Annotated in this window: 19 protein-coding genes; 14 read left to right on the top strand and 5 right to left on the bottom strand. The window is 44.2% G+C overall.

Annotation, left to right across the window (positions count from 1 at the left end):
- The first annotated feature begins 9 nt into the window (after nt 1–9).
- The gene (locus tag M5J74_RS25960; RefSeq protein WP_250014105.1) at nt 10–1,512 is read left to right on the top strand and encodes an FAD-dependent oxidoreductase; all 1,503 of its coding nucleotides are present in this window, start codon (nt 10–12) and stop codon (nt 1,510–1,512) included.
- Nucleotides 1,513–1,591: 79 nt separating this feature from the next.
- On the opposite strand, the gene M5J74_RS25955 is transcribed toward M5J74_RS25960, so the two are convergent.
- The 3 genes from M5J74_RS25955 to M5J74_RS25945 all read right to left on the bottom strand — a co-directional run bounded on the left by M5J74_RS25955 (nt 1,592) and on the right by M5J74_RS25945 (nt 3,666).
- Nucleotides 1,592–2,212 (bottom strand): antibiotic biosynthesis monooxygenase, encoded by a 621-nt coding sequence (locus tag M5J74_RS25955; RefSeq protein ID WP_250014103.1) that lies wholly within the window; start codon nt 2,210–2,212, stop codon nt 1,592–1,594.
- Nucleotides 2,213–2,318: 106 nt separating this feature from the next.
- Nucleotides 2,319–3,188, bottom strand: a complete 870-nt coding sequence (locus M5J74_RS25950) for an AraC family transcriptional regulator (protein ID WP_250014101.1) — start codon at nt 3,186–3,188, stop codon at nt 2,319–2,321.
- Nucleotides 3,189–3,255: 67 nt separating this feature from the next.
- Nucleotides 3,256–3,666: a VOC family protein gene (locus M5J74_RS25945; RefSeq protein ID WP_106169009.1), complete on the bottom strand. Its 411-nt coding sequence runs from the start codon at nt 3,664–3,666 to the stop codon at nt 3,256–3,258.
- Between the two features lie 174 nt (nt 3,667–3,840).
- On the opposite strand from M5J74_RS25945, the gene M5J74_RS25940 reads away from it, so the two are divergent.
- The 6 genes from M5J74_RS25940 (at nt 3,841) to M5J74_RS25915 (ending at nt 10,218) form a co-directional block, all read left to right on the top strand.
- Entirely contained in the window at nt 3,841–5,061 is a 1,221-nt protein-coding gene (locus M5J74_RS25940; RefSeq protein WP_371934086.1) for an aminotransferase class V-fold PLP-dependent enzyme, read from the top strand.
- Between the two features lie 66 nt (nt 5,062–5,127).
- Nucleotides 5,128–6,234, top strand: coding sequence for a glycosyl transferase (locus M5J74_RS25935; RefSeq protein ID WP_250014097.1), 1,107 nt, complete (start codon nt 5,128–5,130; stop codon nt 6,232–6,234).
- A gap of 16 nt (nt 6,235–6,250) precedes the next feature.
- On the top strand, nt 6,251–6,655 hold the full coding sequence (locus M5J74_RS25930; protein ID WP_250014089.1) for a secondary thiamine-phosphate synthase enzyme YjbQ: 405 nt from the start codon (nt 6,251–6,253) through the stop codon (nt 6,653–6,655).
- Between the two features lie 79 nt (nt 6,656–6,734).
- On the top strand, nt 6,735–7,541 hold the full coding sequence (locus tag M5J74_RS25925) for a Nif3-like dinuclear metal center hexameric protein (RefSeq protein WP_250014078.1): 807 nt from the start codon (nt 6,735–6,737) through the stop codon (nt 7,539–7,541).
- Between the two features lie 530 nt (nt 7,542–8,071).
- Nucleotides 8,072–9,292, top strand: coding sequence for a glycosyltransferase (locus M5J74_RS25920; RefSeq protein ID WP_127023105.1), 1,221 nt, complete (start codon nt 8,072–8,074; stop codon nt 9,290–9,292).
- A gap of 614 nt (nt 9,293–9,906) precedes the next feature.
- Nucleotides 9,907–10,218 (top strand): DUF6679 family protein, encoded by a 312-nt coding sequence (locus M5J74_RS25915; RefSeq protein WP_015157477.1) that lies wholly within the window; start codon nt 9,907–9,909, stop codon nt 10,216–10,218.
- Between the two features lie 43 nt (nt 10,219–10,261).
- Here the strand turns inward: M5J74_RS25915 and M5J74_RS25910 are convergent, their stop codons facing one another.
- Together M5J74_RS25910 and M5J74_RS32935 are read right to left on the bottom strand one after the other, a co-directional pair.
- The gene (locus tag M5J74_RS25910) at nt 10,262–11,947 is read right to left on the bottom strand and encodes an MBL fold metallo-hydrolase (RefSeq protein ID WP_015157478.1); all 1,686 of its coding nucleotides are present in this window, start codon (nt 11,945–11,947) and stop codon (nt 10,262–10,264) included.
- A 221-nt stretch (nt 11,948–12,168) separates the two neighbouring features.
- The gene (locus M5J74_RS32935) at nt 12,169–12,291 is read right to left on the bottom strand and encodes a hypothetical protein (RefSeq protein ID WP_015157479.1); all 123 of its coding nucleotides are present in this window, start codon (nt 12,289–12,291) and stop codon (nt 12,169–12,171) included.
- Nucleotides 12,292–12,436: 145 nt separating this feature from the next.
- On the opposite strand from M5J74_RS32935, the gene M5J74_RS25905 reads away from it, so the two are divergent.
- The 7 genes from M5J74_RS25905 (at nt 12,437) to psbM (ending at nt 16,525) form a co-directional block, all read left to right on the top strand.
- Complete coding sequence (locus tag M5J74_RS25905) at nt 12,437–13,021, top strand: DNA-3-methyladenine glycosylase (protein ID WP_015157480.1); 585 nt, start codon at nt 12,437–12,439, stop codon at nt 13,019–13,021.
- Nucleotides 13,022–13,138: 117 nt separating this feature from the next.
- Nucleotides 13,139–13,573, top strand: a complete 435-nt coding sequence (gene mscL / locus M5J74_RS25900; RefSeq protein WP_106170586.1) for a large conductance mechanosensitive channel protein MscL — start codon at nt 13,139–13,141, stop codon at nt 13,571–13,573.
- 195 nt (nt 13,574–13,768) lie between these two features.
- Nucleotides 13,769–14,692: a class I SAM-dependent methyltransferase gene (locus tag M5J74_RS25895; protein WP_127023103.1), complete on the top strand. Its 924-nt coding sequence runs from the start codon at nt 13,769–13,771 to the stop codon at nt 14,690–14,692.
- A 6-nt stretch (nt 14,693–14,698) separates the two neighbouring features.
- On the top strand, nt 14,699–15,742 hold the full coding sequence (locus M5J74_RS25890; RefSeq protein ID WP_106168769.1) for a PrsW family glutamic-type intramembrane protease: 1,044 nt from the start codon (nt 14,699–14,701) through the stop codon (nt 15,740–15,742).
- Between the two features lie 130 nt (nt 15,743–15,872).
- Nucleotides 15,873–16,172, top strand: coding sequence for a 2Fe-2S iron-sulfur cluster-binding protein (locus tag M5J74_RS25885; protein ID WP_041463596.1), 300 nt, complete (start codon nt 15,873–15,875; stop codon nt 16,170–16,172).
- On the top strand, nt 16,169–16,363 hold the full coding sequence (locus M5J74_RS25880) for a hypothetical protein (protein ID WP_250014062.1): 195 nt from the start codon (nt 16,169–16,171) through the stop codon (nt 16,361–16,363). The genes M5J74_RS25885 and M5J74_RS25880 overlap by 4 nt, the downstream gene beginning before the upstream one ends.
- 48 nt (nt 16,364–16,411) lie before the next feature.
- Nucleotides 16,412–16,525 (top strand): photosystem II reaction center protein PsbM, encoded by a 114-nt coding sequence (gene psbM / locus M5J74_RS25875; RefSeq protein ID WP_015157485.1) that lies wholly within the window; start codon nt 16,412–16,414, stop codon nt 16,523–16,525.
- Nucleotides 16,526–16,528: the final 3 nt, after the last annotated feature.

The following is a 16,528-nucleotide window of genomic DNA, read 5'->3' as shown; positions in this document are numbered from 1 at the left end:
CTCTCAAGCATGGAATCACAGAATCCGAAAGTCGTCGTTATTGGTGCTGGCTGGGCTGGATTAGGAGCTACATATCGCCTAGCAAAACAAGGGTACAATGTGACGCTGTTAGAAGCAGGTGCTTATCCTGGGGGTTTGGTTGCGGGTTGGAAAACTCCAGGCGGGCGATCGGTAGAAGCGGGAATTCACGGTTTCTGGTACCCTTACAGCAATATCTTTTCCCTCATACGGGAACTAGGAATTAATCCTTTTACACCTTTTACCCGTTCTTCCCAATATTCCCCTGCTGGATTAGAGGTAGAGTCGCCAATTTTTCAAGATTTACCGCGCCTTCCTACACCACTGGGAACTTTTCTCTACACCCAGTTCAAAAGATTACCTTTAAGCGATCGCCTCAGTGCTTTACCATTACTCTATGCTGTAGTAGATTTCGATAATAGTGACGAGGCTTGGCAGCGTTACGATAAAGTTACAGCTCGCGAACTGTTTAAAGATTTTGGCGTATCGGCTAGACTTTACCGCGATTCATTTGAACCGATGCTGCTAGTAGGGTTATTTGCACCAGGCGAACAATGTTCTGCGGCTGCGGCTTTGGGAATGTTGTATTATTTCATTTTGGCGCACCAACCAGATTTTGACGTGGTTTGGTGTCGGGGTACGGTAGGAGAAAAGATTTTTCGTCCTTGGGTAGAACAAATCGAACAAGCGGGAGGCAAAATTCTATCTAACCGTCGCGTCAGCGATATTCTCCTCGATAGTGAAGGATTGGCAAAAGCTGTAGTTTGCGGCGATGAAGTCTTCGAGGCGGATGCTGTTATCTTTGCTGTAGGAGTCAGCGGGATGCAGAAGATTGTTAGCGGTAGTTCTAGCTTGCAAAACCGCAAAGAATTTCGGAATTTAATGAATTTGGGTGCGGTTGATGTGTTAGCAACTCGGCTATGGTGCGATCGCAAAATTCACATTCCCCGTCCTTCCAATGCTTGTTTTGGGTTTGATGCTACCACGGGTTGGACGTTTTTCGATCTCAATGCTTTACATGATGAATACCGCGACGTACCGGAAACAGTAGTTGAAGTAGATTTCTATCATGCCAATCAACTGTTACCGATGAGCGATGAGGAAATTGTTCAGATGGTGCAAGATTATTTAGCAACTTGCATACCAGAATTTCAAGCAGCTAGAATTTGCGATCGCAGTATTATTCGTTTATCTAGAGCCGTAACTCATTTTGCCCCTGGTAGCTATCAAAATATGTTACCAGCGAAGACGAGTATAGATAATGTATTTATGAGCGGTGATTGGATTATCAACCGTCACGGTTCGTGGTCGCAAGAAAAAGCCTACGTTACTGGTTTAGAAGCAGCAAATCTAGTTATAGAAAGATTTGGGAAAGGGACAAAAGCCGAAATTATTCCCGTTGAAGCAGACGAACCGCATATAGAAATGATGCGATCGCTTAACAGAAATTTACGTAATTTAGGTAATACTTTTCCTCCCATTTGGCTACCATAACCTCAATTGATTTCAGTCCGCGCAGGCGGACTTTGCCTGTGTAGACGCGAATTCTATTCGCCTAATACTTAACTTAAGTCTATTTTTCGTATGCATGAACGACTTGATAGAGATGGAATTCGTTACGAGCAATTCCCGCCCAATAAGGCTCATCTGGATTAAATCCAGGCTGCTTCAAAATAGCTTCAAATGCTTCTTGGCTCTCCCATTGCCCATAGTTGAAAACTCTCGTACCATCTAGACTACGATGAAAAGTAGCCGAAATCAAACCTGGTGAATTATTCATAGCGCGATCGAGTTCAGCTGATGCGCGTTTCACCATTTCTTGCTGATTAGCAGAAATCATTCTAAACTCTGCTAAATGAGTGATGCGATCGCCTGCAACAATCGAAACTTCTTGAGATAGAGATCGGCTAGCGAACACTTCGAGTAAATGGGAATCGGGAGGAAAAAATTCAGTAAAAATAGTTGGGCGTGATAAATTGCGATAATCGAATTTATGCATCCACTGGCTATAGGTAAAGACACGAACGCCATCTAAACTTTTATGAACGCTAGCAGATTTTAAGAAATTGCTAGATAACCAAGATTCAATCTGTTGTTGTACAATTGCTTCTACTAAAGCATCTTGATGCCTTGGGGCGACGCTGTAAAGATCTAGCCCGACAGTAACGGCATTGGTGCTATCTATTTGAATCATCTTAGATTTTCTACATTAATGCTACACTAACTTGCCAGTTATAGTAAAGTCTTTTTATCGTCTTGTCTCACGCATTCTTGCTAAAGTTGTAACAATCTTGCTGGATTTACAGCAATTTTTTATAAGCTTGGGGAGTTATCCCTGTATATTTACGAAACATCTTTGTAAAGTGACTTTGGCTTTGAAATCCCACCTTCTCTGCAACAAGAACAATCGAGTTGTGTTCTTCTAGCAATTGTTTTGCTTTCTCAATTCGTTTGCTAATTACGTACTGGTGGGGTGTAATTCCTATAGATTGTTTAAATAAACGAGCAAAGTGATAGGGACTTATTTGAATGACAGCAGCTATCTCTACTAAGGTCAGATTTTGCTCCAAGTTGTCGTGAATGTAATCAATCACCTGTTTGATTTTTAATTTAGATAAACCACCAGCGCAATTGCGAACTTTATATTTCCGTACTGAGTAATGTTTTAAAAGATGCACTACTAATGCATTTGCCATTGATTCTGCATAGAGGCGATCGCTTAATCCCTCTAATTCTAATTCCGATTTGAGTGCTAAACCAATTTGTTGAATGAGTGGATCGTGAAGTTTGAACTGTGGGATAATTTCAATATTCGCTGATTCATAAAAAGCAGATACGAAAAGCTTACTGTCAAGACGAAGTAACAGGAAGTCAGCATCACGATCCCAAGCTAATTTGCGATACAGATAAGGCGGCGTAATCATGATGTCACCTTGTATCAGACATTCGCTAATACATTGTCCCTCTGCTGTTCGCTCTAGTTGAATTGGGTGTCCAAGATGAATGCTAATTAGATGCTGAGGAAGACAGCATTCAGATAATCCATTTGCAGGTTGATAATGATGTTCGACACGAATAAGGTCTAAGCCAGTTGCTTGACTAGATAGAATGGGCGAATGCGGTACAATATCTAGAAAACGTTTACTCTTGGTTGTGTTTTCTCGGCTCATTTTCCCTTTGCAATTCTCTTAATTTCTCACTTCATTCGCCTCATCCTTTTGGATAAAACAATCGCACCTACTCAGGCAAAACAGGCATATGAACTAACTCCAATTTTAGCCCATCAGGATCGGCAAAGAAAACGGCGTAGTAACCAGGTGAATATTGATATTCTGCGGGAGGATCGAGGACTGTCGCGCCCATTTCTTGAACTAATTTGTATAAGTTATCTACTTGCTCCCGACTATCGGCATTAAATGCCAGATGGTGGAAGCCTGGGGAGTAGCGATCGTGAAATTTGTTAGGCGAATCTGGATTAGCAACAGTAATTTCAATTGCTCCAGCATCCTGCAACCACCACATAATATAGATATCATTTTTTTCTACCTGCTGGTAGCCCATAAAGCCTAGAATCGCATCGTAAAAAGGTTCGGATTGTTCTAAACTTTTGACTGTGAGGCAGAGGTGGTTCATCGTTCCTAGAGTCATAAAAGCCTCTCGCATGTACTAGAACAAATGTATTGTATTACGATCGCCGCAGCACTTTGATGTACTTAACCATTTCTTCCTGATATCCCAAGCGATCGCGCCTCTCCTACCACAGCAACAGGATAAAGATAATGCTAGAGTGAGCGAATGGCTTTTTTCCCCGCTTGCTACACCATGACGAGCATCTCTGCGGCACAAACCCGAACCGAACAACATCGCCAGCAATTCCCTGCCCTGGCAAATAAATCTTACTTCAATTATGGGGGGCAAGGACCGATGCCTCAAGCAGCCATAGACGCAATTATTGCTGCCCACGAATACATTCAACTTAACGGTCCCTTCTCCTCTCAAGTTAACGCTTGGATTACTCAAGAAACCGAGAAAACCAGACAGGCAATTGCCACTGAACTAAACGCCCCACCCGAAACCATTACCCTCACCGAAGATGTCACTGTAGGCTGTAACATTGCCTTATGGGGGATTGACTGGCAAGCAAAAGACCACATCTTACTCTCAGACTGCGAACACCCAGGAGTCATCGCCACTACCCAAGAAATTACTCGAAGATTCGGTGTAGAAGTTTCTACCTGTCCCCTCATGGCGACGCTGAACCAAGGAGATCCAGCCGCAGTCATCGCCCAACACCTCACACCCCGCACCCGCCTAGTTGTCATCAGTCACATCCTCTGGAATACGGGTCAAGTCTTGCCAGTTGACAAAATTGTAGAAGTATGCAAACAGCATCAAGGCGATCGCCCCGTGCAAATTCTAGTCGATGCAGCGCAATCTGTCGGCTTGTTACCCTTAAATTTGACTCAACTAGGGGCAGATTTCTACGCCTTCACGGGTCATAAATGGATGTGCGGACCCGCCGGAGTTGGTGGTTTATACGTCCGTCCAGAAGCACTTCTTGGCACGGATAACTGCCCTCCCTTACAGCCTACCTTCATCGGCTGGCGGAGTATAGTTATGGATAGTAAGGGACAGCCCCAAGCATGGCAACCAGACGGTAGACGTTATGAAGTCGCCACATCAGCCTTTCCACAGTATGCCGGATTGAAAGCCGCGATCGCCACCCATCAGCAATGGGGAACCGCCGAGTCACGCTATCAACAAATTTGCCAACTCAGCCAATATCTCTGGCAACGTCTGAACCAATTATCAGATATTATTTGCCTGCGTCACGCCCCACCTCAAGCCGGACTCGTTTCCTTTCAACTCAAAAATCGATCTTCTCTTCATGCAAAACTCGTCCAATTTCTCGAATCAAATCGCTTGATGACACGCACTCTTGTCGATCCAAGCTGCGTCAGGGCTTGCGTCCACTACTTTACCCTCCCCTGCGAGATCGATCGCCTTATTGAAGAAATCGAGAGATTTTGCCAGCAAAGCTAAAATGTCACGCGAAGACGCTAAGCACACTTTACGCCTTTGCGTGACACTAATCTGTCTTTAACTTTTATGGAAAAATCTAGACCCACCATATACATAGCCATCACCAACCACGGATTCGGACATGCTACCCGCACCGCCTCACTTGCAACGAAGATCCAGCAGTTGTGTCCCGATATCTTACTCATCATGGTGACAACCGCACCCCGTTGGTTACTGGAATCATACATAGAAGGAGATTTTATCTATCGTCCTCGCGCCTTCGATTTAGGTGTAATCCAGTCAGATAGCTTAACGATGGACAAAGTCGCCACGTTAGAAAAGCTACAGCAAATCCGCAAACAAGAACGCTCGATAATTGCCTCAGAAGTTAACTTTATCCGTCAAAATCGCGTTAATCTGATCCTTGCCGATATCCCTCCTTTGGCAGTAGCGATCGCCCATGCCGCAGGTATTCCCTGTTATATGAGTAGTAACTTTGGATGGGATTTCATTTATCGCGACTGGGGAGGTGAATTTGTGGAATTTGCCGATTGGATGGGCAAGCATTACGCACAATGCGATCGCCTATTTCGGTTGCCTTTTCACGAACCGATGAGTGCTTTTTCCAATATTACCGATGTTGGCTTAACAGGTGGTTCACCACGTCACGCGATCGACACGCTACGATCTAATTGGGGTATCAGTACCCCACCAGAAAAAACTATCTTACTCACTTTTGGTGGTTTAGGTCTACAACAAATTCCGTTTGAAAACCTTCAACTTTTCCCCGATTGGCAGTTCCTTACTTTTGATGTTACAGCTCCAAACTTACCAAATTTAATCAAAATTACTGACCAAAAGTTACGTCCAGTTGATTTTATGCCCCTCTGTGGCAGAGTTATTTCTAAACCAGGTTACGGTACTTTTGCTGAAGCAGTTGGCGTGGGAATTCCTATAGTTACCCTGACTCGTGAAGACTTTGCCGAAGCTAAATTTTTAGTTGATGGAATTGCAAATTACTCTTACCATCAAATTCTCAACACAGAAGAATTCTTTCAAAGCCACTGGGAATTTCTCCACCAACCTCCACAACCGCCTCGACAATCTCAACCTATAGCGAAAGACGGCAACGAAGCGATCGCTCAAGCCGTGCTTGAAGCCGTAAGTCATAAATCGGAATTAACTGATAATTGATAACTGACAACTGACCATGCATCAACATATTCTCAGACTTTCTACTACTGGTAAATCTTTTACTAACATCACTGCTAAAATTGAAGCAATTGTTGCTCAATCTGGTGTAGAAACTGGACTGTGTAGTTTATTCTTGCGCCATACTTCTGCAAGTTTAGTGATTCAAGAAAATGCCGATCCTGATGTACTGCAAGATTTAGCAAACTTCATGGCAAAACTCGTACCAGAATCAGCGAATTACATCCACAATGCTGAAGGTGCAGATGATATGCCCGCCCACATTCGTACAGCCCTAACTCACACTTCCGAACAAATTCCCATTTCTAGAAGACAATTATTATTAGGAACCTGGCAGGGAATTTACATTTGGGAACACCGTCAGCGCAGCCATATTAGAGAACTCGTCGTTCATATTGCTTAATAAGTCGGAAGGCGGAAGTCGGAAATAAAAGTTTATCTCTCACCAATTACCAATTACTGATTACCAATTACCAGCCACAATGAAAATCTCAGATTTAATAAATTGGTTTGAAAATTGGGCAAATCCTGCTTGGCAAGAAAGTTGGGATAATTCTGGTTGGCAGATTGAACCAGGAGTATTAGAGCAACCTGCAAGGGTACTGGTATGCTTGACACCAACTCTAGCTGTGATGCAAGAGGCGATCGCACTACAAAAATTGGGTATTCCAGTCAATCTAATTTTTGCCCATCATCCACTAATTTTTAGTCCGCTGAAATCTTTGTGTAGTGGAAATGCGATCGCGGACATGACGCGCCTAGCTTTTCGTCACCAGATCGGCGTTTATACAGCTCATACTAACTTTGACCAAGTAGCAGACGGTACTGCTGACGTACTAGCGCAGTTATTACATCTCAAGCAAGTTGCGCCAATTGTACCGACGCAGCCAGAACTAGGCTATGGTCGTGTGGGAGAGATTAACCCTTCTTGTCCTTTGCAAGAATTGTTACAACAAATTCAAACAGTACTGAACCCTCCCGATCTGATTTTCTCCCCCACAGTAGATTTACAAAAACCAATCGAGCGAGTAGCTGTTTTAGGTGGGTCTGGTGCTAGTTTTATTTCGGATGTGGTAAAAACAGGGGCGCAAGCTTATTTAACTTCCGATTGTAAGTTTCATCAATTTCAAGAAAGTCGCGATCGCGGTTTAATTCTGATTGATGCCGGACACTACGCTACCGAACGTCCAGCTTGCGATCGATTGGTGACAAAGCTTCAAACTGCCGGAGTGGAATGGGCGCAATTAAGTCAGCAAGACGAAGATTTTCGACTTTTCTACAAGCGCTAGCAGTTTCTCGACCCAAACACCTCCGCGATCTTACGTAAGTCACAGCCAATATCGTTATATATTTTTACATTTACTCGAAAATTTTGTAGCCCATTTTACAATTTATCTGAGATCGAGCAAGTAACCTAAAAAGTATAAAACAATACGTTTATCAAGACGGTAAGAGTTTAAGCAACTTCTGCAAGCAATTCTTACTAGTTTTCGTCAGCAGCATCTTACATACATACACTGTTTCTACTAACTTTGCCTTTTTTAGTTTAAGTATTTAATAGCAAGATTTGATTTTTTAAAATCAATTCACTGCATTGATTGTCAACAAATTATTACGAAATATCAAAATAATTTGTTAGACTATTTTGCGGAAGTTTGGTAAAAGCTGTTGTAGTAATTCGGCAGACTCAATCGGATAAATTCACGAGTTGCATAAATGCGATCGCTTGCATAGGCAAGCGAAGAATTTTGCTGTGGCATAGCAGTAGCTATTGCAAAACTAAACTATCAATTTAAATATTCGAGTAGGGGTAAGCTATATGTCAGTAATCTTCAATCTCGATGCTAAGAAAAACGCTCGAATTCTATTACTATCTTTGCGAAAGATAAAGTTTCATGTTGCCCGCTGTTATTTATACGAGCTAGAAGATTTGATTTGTGAATTTGACTCAGCCGATATACTTACACCAGTTTTTAATCCCGACTTGTTCAAAGTTACTAATAGAATTGCTAATACTATGGCTCAAGCTGTTGGTAGTAGCAGGCTAATTAATCCATTGTTCAAGCAATTTAATCTGGATAAAGAGTATGAACTATTTTTTATCATCTGTCAGTCTCCTCTAGATATTCTAACGATAAATTCAATAAGAAACTGGCGAAACAAATGTCGTAGAGTAGTAGTTTGGCTCGATGAAATTTGGGCAAAAGATATTGAAAAATGGAAAGTTCAGCTGAGTTTTTTGCAAGAAATTGACTATATTTTCATGAACTTTAGCCAAAGTATCGAGGGAGTCTCCAAAATAATTCAGCGTCCTTGTGAATACATTCCATTTGGAATTGATGCAATTAAGTTCTGTCCTTATCCGCTGAATAGAGAGCGTAGCGTCGATCTTTATAGTGTTGGTCGCCGCTCGCAAGTCACGCATCAAGCTTTATTGAATTTATCTGAAAGAATTAATTTTTTTTATATCTATGAAACTATCAAAGATCTATACACAGCCGATCATAGATATCATCGAAGTTTATATAAAAATATTTTAAAAAAGAGTCGTTATTTTATTGCCAATCGAGCAAAGATTGACGATGCAAATGCAACTGGCGATCAACAAGAAGTAGGCGCACGCTTTTTTGAAGGTGCAGCAGCAGGAACAGTCATGCTAGGAGTTCCCCCTGAATGCGAATCCTTTACTCGAAATTTTGACTGGGAGGATGCAGTCATTCAAGTTGCTTACGATGCCCCTAATATAGTTGAAATTCTAGCCGAACTTGACTCCCAGCCCGATCGCTTGCAAAAAATCCGTACTAACAATGTTGTTAACTCACTCTTAAAACATGATTGGGTTTACCGTTGGGAAACAATTTTAGCTACAGTCGGACTGGATAGTACGCCAGCAATGATGGCTCGGAAAGCTCGTCTACAGAACTTAGTCGAGAGAATACTGACTCGGAAAAACAGCGATCGGCAGCTCATTACTCAGACCGGATTCACAAGCAAGACAGAACGCAGATGCCAGTTGTTTGAATCAGTTATCACTGACTAGTGACGAGTGGCTGGTGACAAGAATTGAGTTTAACCACTGGTCACCAGCCACTCACCAATGACAAATGACTAGTTAAATGGCGCCAAAGAGCGAGGAAGATTTATAGAAAACCCTGATTTTTCTCTATTCAAGCTGATGAGATGCTAAAGAATGAGTTAAAATTGATTAAAATAGATCGAGCTGATAAGGTCGAGTTTTCTCGAATTGACGCTTAGAGGGATGCCACTCAAGCCGAGGAGGCAGAGGGAAAGGCATGATTCGTTTAAGTAAACGTCTAGCGTAAAGGTGGTACAAAAATTTCCAAGTTGCTTAATGCATGTAGCGCGGTCGATAGCCACTGATATTGGTCGGAGTGCGAGGATAAGCGAAATGCTGCTAATGACAGATGAAGTTTCTAATAGGCTTCTTTAGTGTCCGCTAGACTCAGTAGTAGTTTCAATCAATAGCTGGCGGTCGAAATATAATATGAAACTGAAATACAAGCAAAAACTGAAACACAAACATATAATTGCCAAATTGGAGTAAAGTTAAGTAGCTCAAACTGGGTATTATATAGTAGGGTTTAGCCCAACAGTCCACAGGTATAACGACGTTGAGAAAGGTAGAAGCAATAAATGCTACACCGCAAGATTTATCAACTGTGTTGCGATGGGCGTGAAGTATGTATCTTCTTGCGGGATCAGCAACGCTGGATCGAGAAAGCCCGCATCATCGATATCGAAGGCGATTTAGTCACTCTCAGATATGAAACTGAAGAAGAAGACGAAATCTGCTCTTGGGAGGAGATGGTTCGCCTAGAAAGTATTGGTGCAGTGACTCAGAAGCTAGCTTCTGTACCGCGAGGCAATGCTGAACCCTTAGTTTCTGACGACTGCCCCGAAGCAGAGCGCATTCGCAATCGCTTTACTGATTCTAATCCTGAATAAGTTCTAATCAGTAAAGGCGTTATCTAAAACGCCTTTACTTGTTTTATTCGTCTTGGCGTTCGTAGGCAGGGCAGTAGCCATCCGGTGTAACCTTGAAGCCAAATAAGGGCGACTCTGGATTCCAACAGCGCTGCCCGCGCTGGAACTTGCAGGTAGCACAGCAGCTCAAATCCGTCCAGGCTAAGCGATCGCCATTTTGGTTCATCAACTCGCGGGGCGACAAGCCCCGCAAAACTAGGTCTTCACCTTGCCAGCGAGCTTCCACTAAGCCTGTATCGGCAAAATTGCGCCAGCGAGGATCGGCGGTAATGGCATCAGGCAAGGTAATAGTTACAACAGTACCTAATTCGTTAAGTTCTCCTTCATAATTCGTTTCTGGAGCAGCTGGTTGAACGAAAACATCGCCGATGGGTAAATCGACAAGCGTGCCAACGGCTGGAGAATGTAAGTGGTAGCGGTTGCGTAATTCTTCCAGGCTAGCTAGGTCGGCTAGATAAGTTGGAGCGCCATGAACGAAAATAACGTGCTTCGGTCGCAGGTTGTGAATGAGTTGAGTCGTACCAGGACCGTCGCTATGCTGTGCTAGCAGGTAGGTTTCTACCTCTACTAGGGGTGAGGAATGAGGAGTGAAGAGTGAGGGTTGAAACTCGTTAGGATGACCAGGATTTTCAGGCAGAAGAACTAACCAGGGTCCGGTGTTGGGTTGGCAGTATTGACTTAAATCAGTAACATTATCTGCGATCGCGATACAGGGCGATTGACCGACAATTCCTCGCTGTTCGAGTGGTAGGCGACGGACTCGCGGGCGTACCTTTTCATCCCAAAATAAAGATTGATGTTTGGCAAAGTTTTGTACTGCTGTGGGGAAATGTGGTAGTAATTCTAAATAGGCATCGCAGCCCTGAGCTACACTGCCATCAACCCAAATATCGAGGTTGCGTCCGGTAAAGTTGTGATGGCTGCGCAACAGCATCAGAATTTCCTGACCTAGACCTAGAGTCGATGTAGGCAAAAGGACAGAATACGAACTGGCGATCGCCCGATTAATTCTTTCAGCCAGTTGATTTTCTTGGTTGCGACGGTGCGGATGACGTGCCGTGCCGTAGGTTCCTTCGATAATTAATACATCTGGTTCTAAACCGCGTAACTCTTCTAAAGGTAACCCTTCCACCAGGCGAGAGTTAGATAAGAAAAAGTCCCCCGTGTAAAACACTGTATAAGTGCGCCGTCCAGTCGTGTAGGTAAGGAGAATGGCTGCTGCCCCTGGTAAGTGTCCGGCAGGATATAATTCAGCCGTCAATCCATCCTGAAATTCCACAGGCGATCGCCAAGGTAGCGCTTGACAAAATTGCGGGATCTTTCCATCCTCATCTAACCAATTCAGCGGTAGCAGACGAGTTGTTGCTTCGCTGGCATAAATTGGCAGTTGCGGAAAGGCACGATGCAGGGATAGTAAACCTTTAGCATGATCGGGATGAGCATGACTGCATAGAACTAGGTCTACTGGCAAGTTGGTAGCGACAAGTAAACCATGAGACTTAGGCTGTTCTAGTCCCGATTGTAAAACAGAAATGTCCGTCAATCCGCAATCGAGCAGAATGCGGTACGGTCCCATCTTGACCATCAAACAGACACCTTCATCCCCATGCTTCACACCATAGGGAAAGCATTCTAGTTCTGAATTTGCTTCCCCTACAGGCATAGAGGATGCTGACATGCGATCGCTCATCTTCCCCTCCACTCAAACCTAATGCCGCTGTTGGAGCGCAGCGATAAATATGAAACGATGAATTGTAGGATAATTAGGTCATGAATGAAGCGAGCAGCGAATAGAAGCGACAGGTTAGGGAAAGATCGGGGGGCAATTCAATTCATAATGCGCAATTAGACCCCACGCACTCACAACTAACAACTCTTCACTAATAACTGGTCACTGGTCACTGGTCACTGTTAATGGGCGGAGCCGTTACCGTGGTAGTTGTCTGAATCGTAAAATCCGTTTTTCGTGCCAAAAAATAGGCAACAAACAGTAAATACAACCGTTAATCCTACTAAGACAAGTTTGATATCCATTTCTTAATTATTCCTCTCTTTAATTTCGACAAGCACAACGATTTGAAGTCGAGAGACTTCTACCCTGGGGATATTAGCAGAGCGCGATCGGGCGATCGCTAACAGCCTTCATCCGTTCAATTGTAAATAAATAATTGCTGGTAAATTGACTCTCTTCCATCAGATTTTAGAACCTTCTACCCTAACCCGTCCATCTACTGAAGTTGCACCAGCATTACTTGGCTGCACTTTAGTTAGGCAATTGCCGTCTGGACAAATTCTCAGGGGAGCGATCGTCGAAACAGAAGCTTATGCCCCTGGAGATCCAGCTTTTCATGCCTATCGGCGTGTCACCCCGCGCAATCAAGTTGTATTTGGCATGGCAGGGAGAGCATACGTGTATCAAATCTATGGCATGTACCACTGCCTAAATGTCGTCACGGACTGCGAAGGAATTCCTAGTGCCGTACTCATTCGCGCTTTACAACTGGAGTGCTTGCCTAGTGGCTGGGAAATTGGTAGTAAAGGAAACTTGCACCGTCTAGCGGCTGGACCAGGTAAACTATGTCGTGTTTTGCAGATCGATCGCGGCTTAAACGGAACTATATTACAACCAGGACAACCGCTATGGCTCGAACAACGTCAGCAAGAATTTGCGATCGTCCAGACAACGCGGATCGGACTATCTCAAGGTGTAGATCTCCCTTGGCGGTGGTACGTGCAGGGTTGTCCGGCTGTTTCTAAAGTTTAACTATGACATGTAGCATTTGTAACAAATAGCGCGATTGCATTTGAGCAAAAACCCAAAAAACTTGTATAATCCTCATCTAAACATCAAATCTCTACATAAAAGGAGATTGACAAATTTATGGCACGTAGTAATGGCGGCGGTTTTTGGGCAGATTTTCGCAAGTTTATCATGCGCGGCAACGTCATTGACTTGGCAGTTGCAGTTGTTATCGGTGGCGCATTTGGCAAGATCGTTACCTCTTTCGTAGAAGATATTATTACGCCCGTAATTCTCAATCCGGCATTGCAGGCTGCTAACGTTCAAGATTTACAAAATTTATCGGTCAACGGCATCAAATACGGTGTATTTCTAGCAGCTGTTCTCAACTTTGTAGTCATTGCCTTTTGCCTTTTCTTAATCATCCGTGCCTTTGAAAAAGCCCAGCGCCGATTTTTCCGCAGTCCAGAAGCTGCTGAAGCTGCACCACCCGATCCTACTGTCATTGCCCAAGAGAGATTGACAGGAGCATTAGATCGCCTGACGACCACAATTGAGACTCGGAACCTGGGTTAATCCCGAGTTGAGCAAGATAAACATAGGTGCGATCGCACCCCTATCTCATAAGATCCAAAGCTTGTAAAATTGCAGTATTGCTTGGCTTTTAGCCAACCAGAAATGCCTGTTGGCTTTTAGTCCACACAAAACGTCAGTTGGCTTTTAGCCGACCAGAAATGTTTATAGAACAACCAATTGTTTTAACTCTTACTCATGACCGTTGCTGCAAATACTGCTACGGGACTAGGTTCCCGCTTGGTAAACACCGTGCTGGCAATTCAGCCTCTAGCTAACTTAGCTAAGCATCAAGCACGGCAAATGATGGTGAAACGAGCAGAGAAAATCGGCGTACCCTGGACCAAAACAGTCCGAGAATTACGCTCTCAAGAATGGGAAAGCCACTGGCAACAGGTATACAATCCTCAATTGCAATATCCCGAGTATTATTGCTGCTCTTTCCACGCTTACGAACAAGGCAATCTCAGTTGGGATGCAGCTTTTGAGGTAGAAGTCGCTGCGCGTGCCGTTCATGCAGGAATTTGGTCTGATGCAGGCGCGGCTGGCGATGCTCAACTTCGTCAGAGCTATCATGAAATCGTCAAAAGCCAACTTCCTCACAACCCACAAGCAATTCTTGATGTAGGCTGTAGCGTGGGTATGAGTACATTTGCTCTAAAAGCACTCTATCCCCAAGCAAAAATTACTGGTTTAGACTTATCACCCTATTTTCTTGCCGTTGCCCATCAGCGATCGCAGCAGCAAAACCAGAGCGAAATCGAATGGGTACACGCTGCCGCAGAAGCAACAGGACTACCAGAGGCAAATTACGATCTCGTTTCGATTTTTCTTGTCTGTCACGAATTGCCTCAGTCAGCCACGCGGCAGATATTGCAGGAGATGCAGCGGTTGTTGCGTCCGGGCGGATATTTGGCAATTATGGACATGAATCCCCAGTCAGAAATCTATGCCCAGATGCCACCCTACATCTTGACGCTACTCAAAAGTACCGAGCCATATCTAGACGAATATTTCACGTTGGATATTGCTCAAGCAATCGTAGCAGCAGGTTTCCATCCACCTACTATCACCTGTAACAGCCCCCGCCACCGGACGATTGTGTCTCAGGTGAAGGATTAGTAGTGCGTGGTGCGTGGTGCGCGAGCAGAGTGGAACGTATTTAATTCCGAATTCATTTGGGCAGTTATTCCGCCACTATTGCTACTGATTTATTACTATCGTCGGGCAACTGCACCACCTCCCCTGTTTCTATTACTACTGTGCTTCGGTTGGGGCGCAATTTTTGGTAGTATCGCTCTGGGTCTAGAGTGGATATTCGAGCATCTCACCAGCCAGTGGGAAGATTGGCAAAGATTTACTCGCACTCTTGCTGGTGTAGCTGTACGTCAGTTGGTGTTTATTGCCCCAATTGAAGAGGGATGTAAGTTAGCTGGAGTCATTACTTCTCAATGGTTGGCAGGACGTAGAGGTAACGGGCGATCGCCTGCCCTCTCTATTTTCATACAGACAATCGCGATCGCTCTAGGGTTCACTGCTCAAGAAAGCTGGGTTTATTTATCCAATGGCGTAGCAACTGTATTCGAGCGCGCGATCGGTACTCCCATTCATGCCATGTTCTCAGCAGCTTTTGGCTATGCTCTGGCAAGGGAGCAGGGAAGAAGAGAGCTGAGGGAGCCCAGGGAGCCCAGGAGGCTGAGGGAGAAGTTACCTCTTGCCTCTCGCCTCTTGCCTTTTGCCTTTTTGATCGACGCAATTATTTGTCATGCTCTCGTCAATATATTTTCTAGTGCTTGGCGCTACAATCCACCAATAAATCTTTTGAGCTACTTATTATTTCCATTTTTCCTCTGGCTCTTTTGGCGCATGGAAAGCTGGTGGCGACAGGTGCAGCATCAGCCATCAATTATCCTGATTTCTGGCATCACATCTATCCATCGCTACTGGCAAAGAGGTTTGGTTGCGTTTGCCCTGATGCTCGGTGGTAATGCAATTTTTGGCTTTTTTCTGCTTGTCAGAACTCTTAGCCCTTTACATCCCGTCCAGCTACTCGAACCAGATATTTTCTGGTTTATCGCGAGTCGCTCGGCACTCAATTCGATTCCTGGAGCGATCGCCTGGGGAATTTATCGATACTTGAGGTTTGCTGCTAGCCGTCGCAATTTGTCATGATACTCTTTAAAAAAATCATTTATAAAACTTCGCAATCATTTAACATAATTAACAAGACGTATAATTTTTGTTTCAGCAAAGTATTATGATGCAGGGCGGAGAGACAGAAACCCAGGTAAAGAGAGCAGCTATGGCTAACATCAAATTTGTGCAAGAAAATCGGGAGGCGATCGCCGCTGATGGGGCAAACCTCCGCATCAAAGCTCTAGAAAATGGTATCGATCTTTATACGACTTGGGGCAAAATGATGAACTGCGGCGGCTATGGTCAATGCGGTACTTGTATCGTAGAGATTGTTGAAGGTGTAGAAAATCTCTCACCCCGCACTCCAGTTGAAAACAAAAAGCTGAAGAAAAAGCCAGCTAACTATCGTCTTGCTTGTCAAACTTTAGTCAACGGACCAGTTAGCGTTGTCACTAAACCAAAATGAGGGAGCGATCGAGCAGAGGAGTAGCAGAGCGCAAGGTCGCTGAGGGGCTTCAGGAGCAACTACCAACTACCAACTACCAATTCCCCACGCCTTACACCCTACACCCTTTACGCCTTACACCCTACACCCTTTCTTTACTGATAACTGACAACTGGTCGCTGACTCGCCCCTCCCTCTGTGTCACGCATTGATGATATCCTGAAAGAGTCAAACCCCCGTATAAAAGAGGCTTTCTGGCGATGCAAGTAAACGATTTAGGCTTTGTGGCAAGCATCTTATTTGTGCTAGTTCCATCTGTATTTTTAATCATTCTTTACATCCAAACCGCTAGCCGCGAAGGAAAAAAAGATTAATTA

The sequence above is a fragment of the Chroococcidiopsis sp. CCNUC1 genome, assembly GCF_023546805.1.
Classification (GTDB): domain Bacteria; phylum Cyanobacteriota; class Cyanobacteriia; order Cyanobacteriales; family Chroococcidiopsidaceae; genus Chroococcidiopsis; species Chroococcidiopsis thermalis.
The sequence above is the reverse complement of the archived record's forward strand: the minus strand, read 5'-3'. Positions and strand labels throughout refer to the sequence as shown.